At 70.4% G+C, this 17,781-nt stretch carries 17 protein-coding genes; 16 read left to right on the forward strand and 1 reads right to left on the reverse strand.

Annotation, left to right across the window (positions count from 1 at the left end):
- Positions 1–70: 70 nt before the first annotated feature.
- The 4 genes from IE278_RS15880 to nusB all read left to right on the forward strand — a co-directional run bounded on the left by IE278_RS15880 (position 71) and on the right by nusB (position 3,426).
- Positions 71–979 carry a Pro-rich N-terminal domain-containing protein gene (locus IE278_RS15880; protein WP_189772776.1) on the forward strand — a complete coding sequence of 303 codons (909 nt, stop codon included), beginning with the start codon at positions 71–73 and terminating at the stop codon, positions 977–979.
- A gap of 261 nt (positions 980–1,240) precedes the next feature.
- The gene (locus IE278_RS15885) at positions 1,241–2,371 is read left to right on the forward strand and encodes an aminopeptidase P family protein (protein WP_189772778.1); all 1,131 of its coding nucleotides are present in this window, start codon (positions 1,241–1,243) and stop codon (positions 2,369–2,371) included.
- 51 nt (positions 2,372–2,422) lie between these two features.
- Entirely contained in the window at positions 2,423–2,989 is a 567-nt protein-coding gene (gene efp, locus IE278_RS15890) for an elongation factor P (protein WP_055513022.1), read from the forward strand.
- 2 nt (positions 2,990–2,991) lie between these two features.
- Positions 2,992–3,426: a transcription antitermination factor NusB gene (nusB, locus tag IE278_RS15895; RefSeq protein ID WP_189772780.1), complete on the forward strand. Its 435-nt coding sequence runs from the start codon at positions 2,992–2,994 to the stop codon at positions 3,424–3,426.
- Between the two features lie 236 nt (positions 3,427–3,662).
- On the opposite strand, the gene bldD is transcribed toward nusB, so the two are convergent.
- Positions 3,663–4,163, reverse strand: coding sequence for a transcriptional regulator BldD (gene bldD, locus IE278_RS15900; protein WP_067366005.1), 501 nt, complete (start codon positions 4,161–4,163; stop codon positions 3,663–3,665).
- Positions 4,164–4,407: 244 nt separating this feature from the next.
- Here bldD and pyrR point away from each other — a divergent pair, with 244 nt between their 5' ends.
- The 12 genes from pyrR (at position 4,408) to coaBC (ending at position 17,523) form a co-directional block, all read left to right on the forward strand.
- Positions 4,408–4,998, forward strand: coding sequence for a bifunctional pyr operon transcriptional regulator/uracil phosphoribosyltransferase PyrR (gene pyrR, locus IE278_RS15905; protein ID WP_189772783.1), 591 nt, complete (start codon positions 4,408–4,410; stop codon positions 4,996–4,998).
- Between the two features lie 135 nt (positions 4,999–5,133).
- A complete protein-coding gene (locus IE278_RS15910; RefSeq protein ID WP_189772785.1) occupies positions 5,134–6,111 on the forward strand; it encodes an aspartate carbamoyltransferase catalytic subunit in 978 nt (325 codons plus the stop codon).
- A gap of 5 nt (positions 6,112–6,116) precedes the next feature.
- Positions 6,117–7,403 carry a dihydroorotase gene (locus tag IE278_RS15915; protein WP_189772787.1) on the forward strand — a complete coding sequence of 429 codons (1,287 nt, stop codon included), beginning with the start codon at positions 6,117–6,119 and terminating at the stop codon, positions 7,401–7,403.
- Positions 7,400–8,023 carry a PH-like domain-containing protein gene (locus tag IE278_RS15920; protein WP_246570337.1) on the forward strand — a complete coding sequence of 208 codons (624 nt, stop codon included), beginning with the start codon at positions 7,400–7,402 and terminating at the stop codon, positions 8,021–8,023. The genes IE278_RS15915 and IE278_RS15920 overlap by 4 nt, the downstream gene beginning before the upstream one ends.
- Positions 8,020–9,192, forward strand: coding sequence for a glutamine-hydrolyzing carbamoyl-phosphate synthase small subunit (gene carA, locus IE278_RS15925; protein ID WP_189772797.1), 1,173 nt, complete (start codon positions 8,020–8,022; stop codon positions 9,190–9,192). The genes IE278_RS15920 and carA overlap by 4 nt, the downstream gene beginning before the upstream one ends.
- Positions 9,185–12,493 (forward strand): carbamoyl-phosphate synthase large subunit, encoded by a 3,309-nt coding sequence (gene carB / locus IE278_RS15930; RefSeq protein WP_189772805.1) that lies wholly within the window; start codon positions 9,185–9,187, stop codon positions 12,491–12,493. Before carA ends, carB begins: the two co-directional genes overlap by 8 nt.
- 118 nt (positions 12,494–12,611) lie before the next feature.
- The gene (locus IE278_RS15935; RefSeq protein WP_189772806.1) at positions 12,612–13,718 is read left to right on the forward strand and encodes a quinone-dependent dihydroorotate dehydrogenase; all 1,107 of its coding nucleotides are present in this window, start codon (positions 12,612–12,614) and stop codon (positions 13,716–13,718) included.
- Entirely contained in the window at positions 13,715–14,629 is a 915-nt protein-coding gene (gene pyrF / locus IE278_RS15940) for an orotidine-5'-phosphate decarboxylase (RefSeq protein WP_281403181.1), read from the forward strand. The genes IE278_RS15935 and pyrF overlap by 4 nt, the downstream gene beginning before the upstream one ends.
- 255 nt (positions 14,630–14,884) lie before the next feature.
- Entirely contained in the window at positions 14,885–15,208 is a 324-nt protein-coding gene (locus tag IE278_RS15945; protein ID WP_005319887.1) for an integration host factor, read from the forward strand.
- Between the two features lie 38 nt (positions 15,209–15,246).
- Complete coding sequence (gene gmk, locus IE278_RS15950; RefSeq protein ID WP_189772808.1) at positions 15,247–15,840, forward strand: guanylate kinase; 594 nt, start codon at positions 15,247–15,249, stop codon at positions 15,838–15,840.
- A gap of 50 nt (positions 15,841–15,890) precedes the next feature.
- Positions 15,891–16,163 carry a DNA-directed RNA polymerase subunit omega gene (gene rpoZ, locus IE278_RS15955; protein ID WP_005319902.1) on the forward strand — a complete coding sequence of 91 codons (273 nt, stop codon included), beginning with the start codon at positions 15,891–15,893 and terminating at the stop codon, positions 16,161–16,163.
- Between the two features lie 157 nt (positions 16,164–16,320).
- Positions 16,321–17,523 carry a bifunctional phosphopantothenoylcysteine decarboxylase/phosphopantothenate--cysteine ligase CoaBC gene (coaBC, locus tag IE278_RS15960; protein WP_189772810.1) on the forward strand — a complete coding sequence of 401 codons (1,203 nt, stop codon included), beginning with the start codon at positions 16,321–16,323 and terminating at the stop codon, positions 17,521–17,523.
- Positions 17,524–17,781: the final 258 nt, after the last annotated feature.

Raw genomic sequence — 17,781 nt, forward strand, 5'->3', positions numbered from 1 at the left:
TTCGGTAGGCGAGCGGGGCAGGTGCCCCGCTGCCAGCGCCCATTGCCTGTACGAGACGGAGTGGCACCGGATGCAGCACGCAGTGGGGTCTCCGCTGCCGCCGCCCCATCAGCCGGGGCACGGACCGGCCGCCGGTTGGTCGGGGGCCGCACCACACCCGGGACCGCACCACCCCGGTACGCACCCCGGTGTCCCCGCGGGGCCGCCGCCGGGCTTTGCCGGAGCGCAGACAGGGCCCGCGGCCCCGCGCCCGCCGGGTCCTCCGCATCCGCCGGGCCATCCGCCCGCGCCGCACCACGCCGTCCCGCAGCACGCTCCCGTACCGCCGACGCCGGACACCACGGGCCATGTCCAGCTGCCGCCGGGCGGTCCCGTGCCGATGCCGAGCGCGCCGCCCGCGACCGGCACGCCCGACCCGACGTCCACGACGCTCGCCGTGCTGCTCATCGGGCCCGCGGGCGCCGGCAAGACCAGCGTCGCGAAGTACTGGGCGGACCACCGCAGAGTGCCCACGGCGCACATCAGCCTGGACGACGTCCGCGAGTGGGTGCGCTCGGGCTTCGCCGACCCGCAGTCCGGCTGGAACGACATGTCGGAGGCGCAGTACCGGCTCGCCCGCCGCACCTGCGGCTTCGCGGCCCGCAACTTCCTGGCCAACAACATCTCCTGCATCCTCGACGACGCCGTGTTCCCCGACCGGCCCGTGGTGGGCCTCGGCGGCTGGAAGCGGCATGTCGGGCCCGGGCTGCTGCCGGTCGTCCTCCTGCCCGGCCTGGAGATAGTCCTGGAGCGCAACGCGGAGCGCTCCGGAAACCGCCGCCTCACCGACGAGGAAGTGGCCCGCATCCACGGCCGGATGGCCGGCTGGTACGGCTCGGGCCTGCCGATCATCGACAACTCCCAGCTGGACGTCCCCCAGACGGCCCGAGTCCTGGACGAGGTCCTGTCCCGCTCCATCGCAAGCCCACCCCAGTGGTAACCCCCACCTGACACCCACCCCGCAACGGCGCCCCCGAAGGGGCGCGGGGAACGGCGCGGCCGACCCCCACGGCCCCCGCGGGGAAGCTCCGGGGGCGCAGGCACCGGCACGTTTTTCAGGGGTGCGGGGAACGGCGCAACAAGCGGTCACGGCGCCGCACCCGCTTCTTGGGGGCGCGGGGAACGGCGCAACAAGCGCACCCCCACCCCACCCGGCCCCCTCAAACCGGCACAATCCGAGCGAAGCTCATACGCTCGCACCATGCCAGAGGTGCACGAAACCCGCCGAGCCCGGCTAAGGGAACGCGTCAACGCCAGCGGCAGCGCCTCCGCGCTGGTCACCCGCCCGGCCAACGTCCGCTACCTCACAGGCGTGGCCCCACCCGGCGCGGTCCTCCTGCTGGGCAGAGCCGAGGACCTGCTCGTACACGGCATCACACCCGGAGCGCAGGCCGCAGCGGCAGGCGCAACCGCAGCCGCGGACGGCCGCCCGGACGCCGCCCTGCGCGTCCACACGCTGCCGAGCCCCGGCGGCGACCCCGCCGTCGCCGCCGCGGGCCTCGCCGCAGGCCAGGGCGCCGACTCCCTCGCCGTCGAGGAGCACCACCTCACCGTGGCCCGCCACCGGGCGATCGGTTCGGTCGCACCCGCCCTGCGCCTCGCGGACGTCGGCGGAGCCGTCGAACAGCTGCGGGTGACCAAGGACGAGGAGGAGATCTCCTGTCTGCGCATCGGCGCGGAGATCGCCGACCAGGCCCTGGGCGAACTCCTGGAGTCGATCCTCGTCGGCCGCACCGAACGGCACCTCGCGCTGGAACTGGAACGCCGCCTCGTCGACCACGGCGCCGACGGACCGGCCTTCAGGACGTCGGTCGGCACCGGGCCGCACTCCGGACGCCGCGGCCACCGGCCGACCGACCGCCGGGTCGAGGAGGGAGATTTCCTCTCCGTCTGCCTGGGGGCGACCTACCACGGATACCGCTGCGAGGTCGGCCGCACCTTCGTCATCGGCACCTCTCCCGCGGACTGGCAGATCGAGCTGTACGACCTCGTCTTCGCATCCCAGAGGGCCGGCCGCGAGGCCCTGGTGCCCGGCGCCGCCTACCGTGACGTGGACCGCGCGGCCCGCCAGGTGCTGGACTCCGCCGGGTACACGGAGGGCCTTCCCGAGTCGACCGGACACGGTGTGGGGCTCGAAATCGACGAGGAGCCGCAGTTGGCCCCCGCGGCCATGGGTAAACTGGACGCTTGCGTGCCGGTCACCGTCGAACCGGGGGTCCACCTTCCGGGCCGGGGCGGTGTCAGGATCGATGACACGCTCGTCGTGCGCCCTGAGGCGGACGGCGGACCCGAGCTACTCACCATCACGACCAAGGAACTGCTCGCGCTCTAGTTTGCGCGTGTTACCGGGGTCGTCCACGTCAGTCCAGGAGATTCCGCAACCGTGGCTTCCACGAACGACCTCAAGAACGGCCTGGTGCTCAAGCTCGACGGGGGCCAGCTCTGGTCCGTCGTCGAGTTCCAGCACGTCAAGCCCGGCAAGGGCCCCGCCTTCGTGCGCACCAAGCTGAAGAACGTGCTTTCCGGCAAGGTCGTCGACAAGACGTTCAACGCCGGCGTCAAGGTCGAGACGGCCACTGTCGACAAGCGCGACATGCAGTTCTCGTACATGGACGGCGAGTACTTCGTCTTCATGGACATGCAGACCTACGATCAGCTCATGGTCGACCGCAAGGCCGTCGGCGACGCCGCCAACTTCCTGATCGAGGGCTTCACCGCCACCGTGGCGCAGCACGAGGGCGAGGTGCTCTTCGTCGAGCTGCCGGCCGCCGTCGAGCTCGTCGTCCAGGAGACCGAGCCCGGCGTCCAGGGCGACCGTTCCACCGGCGGCACCAAGCCCGCCACCCTGGAGACCGGTCACCAGATCAACGTCCCGCTCTTCATCACCACCGGTGAGAAGATCAAGGTCGACACCCGCACGAGCGACTACCTCGGCCGGGTGAACAGCTAACCGTGGCTGCCCGCAATACGGCCCGCAAGCGCGCCTTCCAGATCCTCTTCGAGGGCGACCAGCGAGACGTCGACGTCCAGACGGTCCTCGCCGACTGGATCCGGCACTCCAGGACGGACACCCGGCAGCCGCCGGTGAGCGAGTTCACGATGGAGCTGGTCGAGGGCTACGCGGACCACGCGCGGCGCATCGACGAGCTCATCTCGCAGTACGCCGTCGACTGGACGCTCGACAGGATGCCGGTCGTCGACCGCAACATCCTGCGTCTCGGCGCGTACGAACTGATCTGGGTGGACGAGACCCCGGACGCGGTCGTGCTCGACGAGGCGGTGCAGCTCGCCAAGGAGTTCTCCACGGATGACTCGCCCGCCTTTGTGAACGGGCTTCTCGGCCGGTTCAAGGAGCTCAAGTCCTCCTTGCGCCGGGACGACGCCTGAGCCTCGGCGCTCCACTTCGCACGGTTCGTTGTCGTGTGCGGGTCGCCGGGGGTCGAGCGCGCAGTTCGCCGCGCCCCTGAGGTACGCCGGAGGGCCCCCAGTGAGTAACTGGGGGCCCTCCGGCGTACCCGCTGCCACCTCGGGGCCGTACGGGGCGTGGAAAAGCCCTCGGGGTGGCCGGAACCAGCTGGTTCCGGCCACCCCGAGGGCACGTTTCTTCTCAGTGCTGGTGCGGGTCAGCCCTCGTCGTGGGAGACCGCGCGGCGCGCGTCCGCGTCCAGGACGCCCCAGCTGATCAGCTGCTCGGTGAGGACCGAGGGCGACTGGTCGTAAATGACGGCGAGGGTGCGCAGGTCGTCCTGGCGGATCGACAGCACCTTGCCGTTGTAGTCGCCGCGCTGGGACTGGATCGTCGCCGCGTAACGCTGCAGGGGGCCCGCCTTCTCGGCCGGTACGTGGGCCAGTCGCTCCAGGTCGAGGACCAGCTTCGGCGGCGGCTCGGCGGCCCCGCCCGGCGTGGTGCCCGGCAGCAGCTCCTGCACGGGAACGCCGTAGAAGTCCGCCAGCTCGGCAAGACGCTGCACGGTCACGGCGCGGTCGCCGCGCTCGTACGAACCGACCACGACCGCCTTCCAGCGGCCCTGGGACTTCTCCTCGACGCCGTGGAGGGAAAGGCCCTGCTGGGTACGGATGGCGCGGAGCTTGGCCCCGAGCTGTTTGGCGTATTCGCTGGACATATAGCTCCCCGGACACTGTGTCGACGTGCGGCTCGGCCGCGCGGCTGGTGACTCACTGTGAGGTTACGCAGCGTGACTCTGGCTCGTCAAGCCGAATGGTCCGGACCGGTCTCCCCGTGGAAGGGGAGCACGGCCGGGACGAGGGGGGTGATCAGGGGCATTGCCGGGCTGGTACCGTGGATGGCGCAATTCCGACGTCCTTTAATGATCCGTCCCGAGAGGCGGAGAAGGAGGTCCGTTTCGTATGGACACCGAACAGCAGAAGCAGCAGTACGAGTCCGACGCCCGGCCCGTTCTGGAGGCGCCCGACATCGCGCGGGTCCTCACCCGCATCGCCCACGAGATCGTCGAGCGCGCCAAGGGCGCCGAGGACGTGGTGCTCCTGGGCATTCCGACCCGGGGCGTCCACCTGGCGCGGCGGCTCGCCGTGAAGCTCCAGGAGATCACCGACCGCCGGATCCCGGTCGGCTCCCTCGACATCACCATGTACCGCGACGACCTGCGCATGCACCCGCCGCGAGCGCTGGCCCGCACCGACATCCCGAGTGACGGCATCGACGGCAGACTGGTCGTCCTCGTCGACGACGTGCTCTTCTCCGGCCGCACCATCCGCGCCGCCCTCGACGCGCTGAACGACATCGGCCGTCCGCGCGCCGTGCAGCTCGCCGTCCTCGTCGACCGCGGCCACCGCGAACTCCCGATCCGCGCCGACTACGTCGGCAAGAACCTCCCCACGTCGCTGCGGGAGACGGTCAAGGTCCAGCTCGCCGAGGAGGACGGCCGGGACACCGTGCTGCTCGGTGTGAAGCAGACCTCCCAGGGCGGGCAGCCGTAGCTCTCCGGCGTACGGCAGCGCCGTGCGCCGGGCCCACGCGTGCCCCCGCCCGCCCGGCGGTGCTCCCGAGCGCCTCCGGACGCCCGCTTCCCGACCCGAACCGCCTCGTGCCTTCTGCCTTACGGAGCCTGAAAGATGCAGCGTCATCTCATCTCGGCCGCCGACCTCACCCGCGACGACGCCGTCCTGATCCTCGACACCGCCGAGGAGATGGCCCGGGTCGCCGACCGGCCGATCAAGAAGCTGCCGACCCTGCGCGGCCGCACCGTCGTCAACCTCTTCTTCGAGGACTCCACCCGGACCCGGATCTCCTTCGAGGCCGCCGAGAAGCGCCTGTCCGCGGACGTCATCAACTTCACCGCCAAGGGCTCCAGCGTCTCCAAGGGCGAGTCCCTGAAGGACACCGCCCAGACCCTGGAGGCGATGGGCGTCGACGCCGTCGTCATCCGGCACGGCGCCTCCGGAGCCCCGTACCGCCTCGCGACCTCCGGCTGGATCGACGCCGCGGTCATCAACGCCGGGGACGGCACCCACCAGCACCCCACCCAGGCGCTGCTCGACGCCTTCACCATGCGGCGCCGGCTCGTCGGCCGGGACGCGGGCCTCGGCCAGGACCTGGCCGGCAAGCGCATCACGCTCGTCGGGGACATCCTGCACAGCCGGGTCGCCCGCTCGAACGTCGACCTGCTGCACACCCTCGGCGCCGAGGTCACCCTCGTCGCCCCGCCGACCCTGGTGCCGGTCGGCGTCGAGTCCTGGCCCTGCGAGGTCTCGTACGACCTCGACCGGACGCTGTCCAAGTCCGACGCCGTGATGCTGCTGCGGGTGCAGCGCGAGCGGATGAACGCGGCGTTCTTCCCGACCGAGCGCGAGTACTCGCGGCGCTACGGCCTCGACGGCGACCGCATGGCGAAGATGCCCGAGCACGCCATCGTGATGCACCCCGGGCCGATGGTCCGCGGCATGGAGATCACCGCCGAGGTCGCCGACTCGGAGCGCTGCACCGCCATCGAGCAGGTGACCAACGGGGTCTCGATCCGGATGGCCGTCCTGTACCTGCTGCTCGGTGGCAACGAACCCGCCGCCACCCACCCCCGTACCGAGGAGAAGTAAGTCACATGAGCAAGATTCTGATCCGTGGTGCGAAGGTGCTCGGCGGCGAGCCGCAGGACGTCCTCATCGACGGCGACACGATCGCCGAGGTCGGCAGTGGGCTGTCCGCCGAGGGCGCGGAGGTCGTCGAGGCCGACGGCAAGGTGCTCCTGCCGGGCCTCGTCGACCTGCACACCCATCTGCGCGAGCCCGGCCGTGAGGACTCCGAGACGGTCCTGACCGGTACGCGCGCCGCCGCGAGCGGCGGCTACACCGCCGTGTTCGCCATGGCCAACACCTTCCCCGTGGCCGACACCGCCGGCGTCGTCGAGCAGGTCTACCGGCTCGGCCAGGAGCACGGCTACTGCGACGTGCAGCCCATCGGGGCCGTCACCGTCGGCCTGGAGGGCAAGAAGCTCGCCGAGCTGGGCGCGATGCACGAGTCCGCCGCCGGCGTCACCGTCTTCTCGGACGACGGCAAGTGCGTCGACGACGCCGTGATCATGCGCCGGGCGCTCGAATACGTGAAGGCCTTCGGCGGCGTCGTCGCCCAGCACGCCCAGGAGCCCCGCCTCACCGAGGGCGCCCAGATGAACGAGGGCGTCGTCTCCGCGGAGCTGGGACTCGGCGGCTGGCCCGCGGTCGCCGAGGAGTCGATCATCGCCCGGGACGTCCTGCTCGCCGAGCACGTCGGCTCCCGCGTCCACATCTGCCACCTCTCGACCGCCGGCTCCGTCGAGATCGTCCGCTGGGCCAAGTCCCGCGGCATCGACGTGACCGCCGAGGTCACCCCGCACCACCTGCTCCTCACCGACGAGCTGGTCCGCTCGTACAACCCCGTCTACAAGGTCAACCCGCCGCTGCGCACCGAGCGCGACGTGCTGGCCCTGCGCGAGGCGCTCGCCGACGGCACGATCGACATCGTCGCCACCGACCACGCCCCGCACCCGCACGAGGACAAGGACTGCGAGTGGGCCGCCGCCGCCATGGGCATGGTGGGCCTCGAAACCGCGCTCTCGGTCGTCCAGCGGACGATGGTCGAGACGGGCCTGCTCGACTGGGCCGGCGTCGCCGACCGCATGTCCCTCAAGCCCGCCGCGATCGGCGGGGCGAAGGGCCACGGCCGTCCCGTCTCGGCAGGTGAGCCCGCCAACCTCACGCTCGTCGACACCGCATACCGTGGTGAGGTGGACCCCGCGGGCTTCGCATCGCGCAGCCGCAACACTCCGTACGAGGGTCGTGAGCTGCCGGGCCGTGTCACGCACACGTGGCTGCGGGGCAGGGCCACGCTCGTCGACGGGAAGCTCGCGTGACATCACTCACCCCCTTTGCAGCGCAGATCGCCACGGACCTCGGTACGGGCCTCGCGGCGGAACAGAAGTCCGCCGAGGTGACCGACTGGGCCGCCCGCATCGGCTGGCTCGTCGGCCTCGCCCTGTTCATCGCGCTCGTCTACTGGCTGATGCGCGAAGGCTGGAAATGGCGCGGCACCCTTCAGGGCGACCTGCCCGAGCTGCCCGACGCGCCGGATGAACCCGGCGAGGCGAAACTGACCATGAGCGGCCGCTACCACGGCTCCACCACCGCCGGGCAGTGGCTCGACCGCATCGTGGCGCACGGCCTGGGCACCCGCAGCAGGGTCGAGCTGACCCTGACCGACGCGGGCCTGGACGTCGTACGCCCCGGGGCGGCCGACTTCTTCGTCCCCCGCGAGCGACTGCGCGAGGCCCGGCTCGACAAGGGCATCGCGGGCAAGGTCCTCTCCGAGGGCGGCCTGCTCGTCGTCACCTGGGAACACGGCGACAAGCTGATCGACTCCGGGTTCCGCTCCGACCACGCGGCGGAGCACAACGAATGGGTCGACACCCTGAACGGCATGACCGACAAGAGCGGCACTGTCGACAAGAGCAACGACACGGAAGGCGCACGATGACCACCTCCGACCAGGGAACCGCCTCGCAGCGGCAGAAGGCGGCTCCCGCCGTACTCGTTCTGGAGGACGGCCGGACCTTCCGCGGCCGTGCCTACGGGGCCGTGGGGGTGACCTTCGGCGAAGCGGTGTTCTCCACCGGCATGACCGGCTACCAGGAGACCCTCACCGACCCGTCGTACCACCGCCAGGTCGTCGTGATGACCTCCCCGCACATCGGGAACACCGGCATCAACGACGAGGACATGGAGTCCCGGAAGATCTGGGTCTCCGGCTACGTCGTACGCGACCCCGCGCGCGTGCCCTCCAACTGGCGCTCCCGGCGCTCGCTGGACGAGGAGCTCGCCGCGCAGGGCGTCGTGGGCATCAGCGGCGTCGACACCCGCGCGCTCACCCGGCATCTGCGGGAGCGCGGTGCCATGCGCGTCGGCATCTTCTCCGGCAGTGCGCTGCCCGACGAGGGCACCATGCTGGCCGAGGTGCGCCAGGCCCCCGAGATGAAGGGCGCCAGCCTCTACGAGGAGGTCGCCACCGAGGAGTCGTACGTCGTCCCGGCCATCGGTGAGAAGAAGTTCACCGTCGCCGCGATCGACCTCGGCATCAAGGGCATGACCCCGCACCGCATGGCCGAGCGCGGCATCGAGGTGCACGTGCTGCCCGCCACCGCGACCGTGGAGGAGATCTACGCGGTCGCCCCCGACGGCGTGTTCTTCTCGAACGGCCCCGGTGACCCGGAGCAGGCCGAGCACCCGGTCGCCCTGATGCGGGCCGTGCTGGAGCGGAAGACGCCCCTGTTCGGCATCTGCTTCGGCAACCAGATCCTCGGCCGCGCCCTCGGCTTCGGCACCTACAAGCTCAAGTACGGCCACCGGGGCATCAACCAGCCCGTGCAGGACCGTACGACCGGCAAGGTCGAGGTCACCGCGCACAACCACGGCTTCGCCGTCGACGCGCCGCTCGACCAGGTCTCCGAGACCCCCTTCGGGCGGGCCGAGGTCAGCCACGTCTGCCTGAACGACCAGGTCGTCGAGGGGCTGCAGCTGCTCGACCAGCCCGCCTTCAGCGTCCAGTACCACCCCGAGGCGGCCGCGGGCCCGCACGACGCCGCCTACCTGTTCGACCGCTTCACGTCTTTGATGAACACAGTCCAGATGGAGGGCCAGCGTGCCTAAGCGCTCCGATATCCAGTCCGTCCTGGTCATCGGCTCCGGCCCGATCGTCATCGGACAGGCCGCCGAGTTCGACTACTCCGGCACCCAGGCCTGCCGCGTCCTCAAGGCCGAGGGCCTGCGGGTGATCCTGGTCAACTCCAACCCCGCGACGATCATGACCGACCCGGAGATCGCCGACGCCACGTACGTCGAGCCGATCACCCCCGAGTTCGTCGAGAAGATCATCGCCAAGGAGCGGCCCGACACGCTGCTGCCGACGCTGGGCGGCCAGACCGCGCTCAACACCGCGATCTCCATGCACGAGCAGGGTGTGCTGGAGAAGTACGGCGTCGAGCTGATCGGCGCCAACGTCGAGGCGATCAACAAGGGCGAGGACCGCGACCTCTTCAAGGGCGTCGTCGAGGCCGTCCGCGCGAAGATCGGCCACGGCGAGTCCGCCCGCTCGGTCATCTGCCACTCCATGGACGACGTGATCCAGGGAGTCGACACGCTCGGCGGCTACCCCGTCGTCGTACGCCCCTCCTTCACCATGGGCGGCGCCGGCTCCGGCTTCGCGCACGACGAGGAGGAGCTGCGCCGCATCGCCGGACAGGGCCTCACGCTCTCCCCGACCACCGAGGTGCTCCTGGAGGAGTCCATCCTCGGCTGGAAGGAGTACGAGCTGGAGCTGATGCGCGACAAGCACGACAACGTCGTGGTCGTCTGCTCCATCGAGAACTTCGACCCGATGGGCGTGCACACCGGCGACTCGATCACGGTCGCGCCCTCGATGACGCTGACCGACCGCGAGTACCAGCGGCTGCGTGACATCGGCATCGCGATCATCCGCGAGGTCGGCGTCGACACCGGCGGCTGCAACATCCAGTTCGCGGTCAACCCCGACGACGGCCGCATCATCGTCATCGAGATGAACCCGCGCGTCTCGCGCTCCTCGGCGCTCGCCTCGAAGGCCACCGGCTTCCCGATCGCCAAGATCGCCGCCAAGCTGGCCGTCGGCTACACGCTCGACGAGATCCCGAACGACATCACCGAGAAGACCCCGGCGTCCTTCGAGCCGACCCTCGACTACGTGGTCGTCAAGGCCCCGCGGTTCGCCTTCGAGAAGTTCCCGTCCGCCGACTCCACGCTGACCACGACCATGAAGTCGGTCGGCGAGGCCATGGCGATCGGCCGCAACTTCACCGAGGCGCTGCAGAAGGCACTGCGCTCGCTGGAGAAGAAGGGCAGCCAGTTCACCTTCGTCGGCGACCCCGGCGACAAGGACGAGCTGCTGGCGGAGGCCGTCCGGCCCACCGACGGGCGCATCAACTCCGTCATGCAGGCCATCCGCGCGGGCGCCACGCCCGAGGAGGTCTTCGACGCGACCAAGATCGACCCGTGGTTCGTGGACCAGCTGTTCCTGATCAAGGAGATCGCGGACGAGCTGGCCGCCGCCGACAAGCTGGAGCCCTCGCTGCTCGCCGAGGCCAAGCGGCACGGCTTCTCCGACGTCCAGATCGGCGAGATCCGGAGCCTGCGCGAAGACGTCGTCCGCGAGGTGCGGCACGCGCTGGGCGTGCGGCCGGTCTACAAGACGGTCGACACCTGCGCCGCCGAGTTCGCCGCCAAGACGCCGTACTTCTACTCCTCGTACGACGAGGAGTCGGAGGTCGCCCCGCGCGAGAAGCCCGCGGTGATCATCCTCGGCTCCGGTCCGAACCGCATCGGCCAGGGCATCGAGTTCGACTACTCCTGCGTCCACGCCTCCTTCGCGCTGAGCGACGCCGGCTACGAGACCGTGATGGTCAACTGCAACCCCGAGACCGTCTCCACGGACTACGACACCTCCGACCGGCTCTACTTCGAGCCGCTCACCCTGGAGGACGTCCTGGAGATCGTCCACGCGGAGTCGCTGGCCGGACCGATCGCGGGCGTCATCGTCCAGCTCGGCGGCCAGACCCCGCTCGGCCTGTCGCAGGCCCTCAAGGACAACGGCGTCCCGGTCGTGGGCACCCCGCCCGAGGCCATCCACGCCGCCGAGGACCGCGGCGCCTTCGGCCGCGTGCTCGCCGAGGCCGGACTGCCCGCGCCGAAGCACGGCACCGCCACCACCTTCGCCGGCGCCAAGGCCATCGCCGACGAGATCGGCTACCCCGTCCTCGTCCGGCCGTCGTACGTCCTCGGCGGACGCGGCATGGAGATCGTGTACGACGAGACGCGGCTGGCCTCGTACATCGAGGAGTCCACCGAGATCAGCCCGTCCCGGCCGGTCCTGGTCGACCGCTTCCTGGACGACGCGATCGAGATCGACGTGGACGCCCTGTACGACGGCCACGAGCTGTACCTCGGCGGCGTCATGGAGCACATCGAGGAGGCCGGCATCCACTCCGGCGACTCGGCGTGCGCCCTGCCCCCGATCACGCTCGGCGGCTTCGACATCAAGCGGCTGCGCGCCTCGACGGAGGCCATCGCCAAGGGCGTCGGCGTCCGCGGACTGATCAACATCCAGTTCGCGCTGGCCGGGGACATCCTGTACGTCCTGGAGGCCAACCCGCGCGCGTCGCGCACGGTCCCCTTCACCTCCAAGGCGACCGCGGTGCCGCTCGCCAAGGCCGCCGCCCGGATCTCGCTGGGCGCGACCGTCGCCGAGCTGCGCGCCGAAGGGCTGCTGCCGGCCGTCGGCGACGGCGGTGAGCTGCCGCTGGACGCGCCGATCTCCGTCAAGGAGGCCGTCATGCCGTGGTCGCGCTTCCGCGACATCCACGGCCGCGGCGTCGACACCATCCTCGGCCCGGAGATGCGCTCCACCGGCGAGGTCATGGGCATCGACTCCGTGTTCGGCACGGCGTACGCCAAGTCCCAGGCGGGCGCGTACGGCCCGCTGCCGACCAAGGGGCGCGCCTTCATCTCGGTCGCCAACCGGGACAAGCGCTCGATGATCTTCCCGGCGCGTGAACTCGTCGCCCACGGCTTCGAGCTGCTCGCCACGTCCGGCACGGCCGAGGTGCTCAAGCGCAACGGCATCAACGCCACCGTCGTGCGCAAGCAGTCCGAGGGCGAGGGCCCGAACGGCGAGAAGACGATCGTCCAGCTCATCCACGAGGGCGAGGTCGACCTCATCGTCAACACGCCGTACGGCACCGGGGGCCGCCTCGACGGCTACGACATCCGTACGGCGGCCGTGGCCCGTTCCGTGCCCTGTCTGACGACCGTCCAGGCGCTCGCCGCGGCCGTCCAGGGCATCGACGCGCTCACCCACGGAGACGTGGGTGTGCGTTCTCTGCAGGAGCACGCGGAGCGGCTCACCGCGGCCCGCGACTGACAGGTCCGCCTGCCGCGGGTGCTTCGTCTGCGGGTCCGTCGTGGCTGGTCGCGCAGTTCCCCGCGCCCCTTGAGGGCGCGGGGCTGCGGGACCGGCCTCCTTCATGAGGAAACCGAACATGTACAAGCTCTTCTTCCGGCTCGCGTTCCGGCGTATGGACCCCGAGCAGGCCCACCACCTCGCCTTCCGCTGGATCCGGCTGGCCGTCCGGATCCCCGTCCTGCGGACCTTCGTCGCCGCCGCGCTCGCGCCCCGGTACGAGGAGCTGCGGACCGAGGCGTTCGGGCTGCGGATGCACGGCCCGTTCGGGCTCGCGGCGGGCTTCGACAAGAACGCGGTCGCGATCGACGGCCTGTCGATGCTCGGCTTCGACCACGTCGAGATCGGCACCGTCACGGGGGAGGCGCAGAGCGGCAACCCCAGGAAGCGGCTGTTCCGCCTCGTGCCGGACCGCGCGCTCATCAACCGTATGGGGTTCAACAACGAGGGCTCCGAGGCTGTGGCGGAGCGCCTGAGGGCCCGTACGCCCGTCTTCAGGACCGTCGTAGGCGTCAACATCGGCAAGACCAAGGTCGTCCCCGAGGAGGAGGCCGTCGCCGACTACGTGAAGTCGACCGAGCGGCTGGCCCCGTACGCTGACTACCTCGTGGTCAACGTCAGCTCCCCGAACACGCCCGGACTGCGCAACCTCCAGGCGACCGAGTCGCTGCGGCCCCTGCTCACCGCCGTGCGCGAGGCCGCGGACCGGACCGTCACCACGCGCCGGGTGCCGCTGCTCGTGAAGATCGCGCCGGACCTCGCCGACGAGGACGTGGACGCCGTCGCCGACCTCGCCGTCGAGCTCGGCCTGGACGGGATCATCGCCACGAACACCACCATCGCGCGCGAGGAGCTGGGCCTGCGGTCCGACGCCTCCCTCGTCGCGGAGACCGGCGGGCTGTCCGGCGCCCCGCTCAAGGCGCGCTCCCTGGAGGTGCTGCGTCGCCTCTACGCGCGCGTGGGGGACCGGATCACCCTCGTGGGCGTCGGCGGCGTCGAGAACGCCGAGGACGCCTGGCAGCGCATCCTGGCCGGCGCCACGCTGGTCCAGGGCTACAGCGCCTTCATCTACGAAGGGCCCCTCTGGGGACGCGGCATCCACAAGGGCCTCGCCGCACGCCTGCGTACGAGCCCGTACGCCACCCTCGCCGACGCGGTCGGCGCCGACGTGAGGAAGACGGTATGAGCGGGGACGTCGTCGGTGGGGCCGATGTGAACGGCGGGGCCGATGTGAGCGCAGACGGCACGGGCCCTGAGCCCTTCGGTGCGCGGCTGCGCCGGGCCATGGACGAGCGGGGTCCTCTGTGCGTCGGGATCGACCCGCACGCCTCCCTGCTCGCCGACTGGGGCCTGAACGACGACATCGCGGGCCTGGAGCGCTTCAGCCGGACCGTCGTGGAGGCGCTGGCCGACCGGGTCGCCGTACTGAAGCCGCAGAGCGCGTTCTTCGAGCGCTTCGGGTCGCGCGGGGTCGCCGTCCTGGAGAAGTCGGTCGAGGAGGCGCGCGCGGCCGGGGCGCTGGTCGTCATGGACGCCAAGCGCGGTGACATCGGCTCGACCATGGCCGCGTACGCCGCCGCCTTCCTGGAGAAGGGCTCACCGCTGTTCGCCGACGCGCTGACGGTCTCGCCGTACCTCGGCTACGGGTCGCTGAAGCCGGCGGTCGATCTCGCCCGGCAGAGCGGCTCGGGGCTGTTCGTGCTCGCCCTGACCTCCAACCCGGAGGGCGCCGAGGTGCAGCACGCGGTACGCCCTGAGGACACGGCCCTGCGGAACGTGGGCGCGACCATGCTGGCGCACCTCGCGGAGGAGAACGCGGGACAGACCCCGATGGGCTCCTTCGGAGCGGTCGTCGGTGCCACACTCGGCGATCTCTCCTCGTACGACCTCGCCATCAACGGCCCGCTCCTCGCCCCCGGCATCGGCGCCCAGGGCGCGACCCCGGCGGATCTTCCCCGGGTCTTCGGAGCGGCGGTGCGCCAGGTGGTGCCGAACGTCAGCCGGGGTGTCCTGCGTCACGGACCCGACATCGGCGCGCTACGCGCGTCATCGGATCTCTTCGCGGAGGAGATCCGGGCGGCGGTGGAGGCCGCGTGACGGCTTCGGCGCGCGTCTTCCGGACGTCCCGCGTCTGAATACATGCTCAAATCCGGGGAGTTTTGTCGTAAATGTCGGACTCGATAGAGGCTGACCAGGACTTTTCCTCTGTTCTCGCTGACTCCGGCGGACTTGCCCGCTAGTCTCCGACCAGAGTCAACGGGCAGAAGTGTTGCTCGTTGCTCGCCAGGTGTGGGGCGACTAGGTTCCTCACCGGTCCGTATCCGACAGTTCGACATCCGAGGTGACGTAGGCGTGGCTCTTCCGCCCCTTACCCCTGAACAGCGCGCAGCCGCGCTCGAAAAGGCCGCCGCGGCTCGCCGGGAGCGGGCCGAGGTCAAGAATCGACTCAAGCACTCCGGCGCCTCGCTCCACGAGGTCATCAAGCAGGGTCAGGAGAACGACGTCATCGGAAAGATGAAGGTCTCCGCTCTCCTGGAATCCCTGCCGGGCGTGGGCAAGGTCCGCGCCAAGCAGATCATGGAGCGTCTCGGGATCTCCGAGAGCCGCCGTGTGCGAGGTCTTGGCTCCAATCAGATCGCCTCCTTGGAGCGCGAGTTCGGCGGCGGTGCGGCCTGACGTTCTCAGGCACCCCTGAGAACCTGGATAATCACCGCATGGCTGCAACACCCCGGGGGACGACCCCCGTACCCCCGGACGTACGTCCGCGGCTGACCGTGCTCTCCGGCCCCTCAGGGGTCGGCAAGAGCACGGTCGTCGCTCATATGCGCAAGGAACACCCCAAGGTGTGGCTCTCGGTGTCGGCGACGACCCGCAGGCCGCGCCCCGGCGAGAAGCACGGTGTCCACTACTTCTTCGTCAGCGACGAGGAGATGGACAAGCTGATCGCCAACGGCGAGCTGCTCGAATGGGCCGAGTTCGCGGGCAACCGCTACGGGACGCCCCGCGACGCCGTGCTCGAACGCCTGGAGTCGGGGGAGTCGGTCCTCCTGGAGATCGATCTCCAGGGCGCCCGGCAGGTCCGCGAGTCCATGTCCGACGCCCTGCTGGTGTTCCTGGCCCCTCCTTCCTGGGAGGAGCTGGTGCGCCGGCTCACCGGGCGGGGCACCGAGCCGCCCGAAGTGATCGAGCGCCGGCTGGGCGCCGCCAAGATCGAGCTGGCGGCCGAGCCGGAGTTCGATACCACCCTGGTCAACACCTCCGTCGAGGACGTGGCGCGCGAGCTGCTAGCCTTGATGGAAGTTGTTTGATCTTTCAGGATCACCTTTAAGGTCGATTTCCACCTTTCGGAAGGCAGAGCGTGTCCTCTTCCATCACCGCGCCCGAGGGCATCATCAACCCTCCGATCGACGAGCTCCTTGAGGCTACCGACTCGAAGTACAGCCTGGTGATCTACGCGGCCAAGCGTGCCCGCCAGATCAACGCGTACTACTCGCAGCTCGGCGAGGGCCTCCTCGAGTACGTCGGTCCCCTCGTGGACACCCACGTCCACGAGAAGCCGCTGTCGATCGCCCTCCGGGAGATCAACGCGGGTCTGCTGACGTCGGAAGCCATTGAGGGCCCGGCTCAGTAGTATTTTCTGCTTTCAGTTCGTTCATCCACAGGCCCGGCAGCGCCCCTGCCGGGCCTGTGGTGTGTGATGGGGACGTACGGATTCGAGGCGTACGAATTCGAGGCGTACGGGTTCGAGGCGTACGGGTTCGTGTGTTTTCCGAGGTGCGGGGAGTGACGTGGACAAGCCGAAGGTCGTGCTGGGGGTCAGCGGCGGCATCGCCGCCTACAAGGCGTGCGAGCTGCTGCGCCGACTGACCGAGTCGGGACACGACGTGCGCGTGGTGCCGACCGAGTCCGCGCTGCACTTCGTCGGCGCCGCGACCTGGTCCGCCCTGTCCGGACACCCCGTCTCCACGGAGGTCTGGTCGGACGTGCACGAGGTGCCGCACGTACGGATCGGGCAGGGCGCCGACCTGGTCGTCGTCGCGCCCGCCACCGCGGACATGCTGGCGAAGGCCGCCCACGGCCTGGCCGACGACCTCCTCACCAACACCCTGCTCACCGCCCGCTGCCCGGTCGTCTTCGCGCCCGCCATGCACACCGAGATGTGGGAACACCCGGCCACCCAGGAGAACGTGGCGACACTGCGCCGCCGGGGCGCCGTCGTCATCGAACCCGCCGTGGGACGGCTGACCGGCGTCGACACCGGCAAGGGGCGGCTGCCCGACCCCACCGAGATCTTCGAGGTCTGCCGCCGGGTGCTCGCCCGGGGAGCGGCCGAACCGGACCTCGCCGGCCGGCACGTCCTCGTCAGCGCGGGCGGCACACGCGAGCCGCTCGACCCCGTCCGCTTCCTCGGCAACCGCTCCTCCGGGAAGCAGGGGTACGCCCTCGCGCGCACCGCCGCCGCCCGGGGCGCCCGGGTCACCCTGATCGCCGCGAACACCGGGATGCCGGACCCGGCGGGCGTCGACGTCATCCAGGTCGGGACGGCCGTACAGCTCCGCGAGGCGGTGCTCAAGGCCGCCCCGGACGCCGACGCCGTGGTGATGGCGGCGGCGGTGGCGGACTTCCGGCCCGCGGCATACGCGTCGGGAAAAATCAAGAAGAAGGACGGCCAGGAACCGGAGCCGATCGTTCTCGTGCGTAATCCGGACATCCTCGCGGAGATCTCTGCGGAGCGCGCCCGCCCAGGGCAGGTCGTCGTCGGTTTCGCCGCCGAGACGGACGACGTACTGGCCAACGGCCGGTCGAAGCTCCAGCGCAAGGGCTGTGACCTCCTCGTCGTCAACGAGGTCGGAGAACGCAAGACCTTCGGCTCCGAGGAGAACGAGGCGGTCGTGCTCGGCGCCGACGGAAGCGAGACCCCGGTGCCGTACGGGCCCAAGGAGGCACTGGCCGAGACTGTGTGGGATCTCGTGGCGCGCCGACTGGGCTGAACGCCCCCATCGTTTCAGGACACTCCATCGTCACTCCAGCACACCCCTTTTCACCTGCGTGCAAGGGTGTGGGAACCTGGCGGAGACGGTTCTTCGTGTCGCAGAATGCCCGTGCCGCAGGTCACAGCGCTTCCGAGAGGCGAGACAGTAGCCCCGCGACGGAGTGCGACAGATAAACTGTTACCGGACGACGCCGGGCGCAGCTCCCGGCCGTCCGCCAATGATCAGCCAGCAGCCGCTGCAACCACAGGGAGCGTT

The sequence above is a fragment of the Streptomyces tauricus genome (genome assembly GCF_014650955.1).
GTDB lineage: Bacteria > Actinomycetota > Actinomycetes > Streptomycetales > Streptomycetaceae > Streptomyces > Streptomyces tauricus.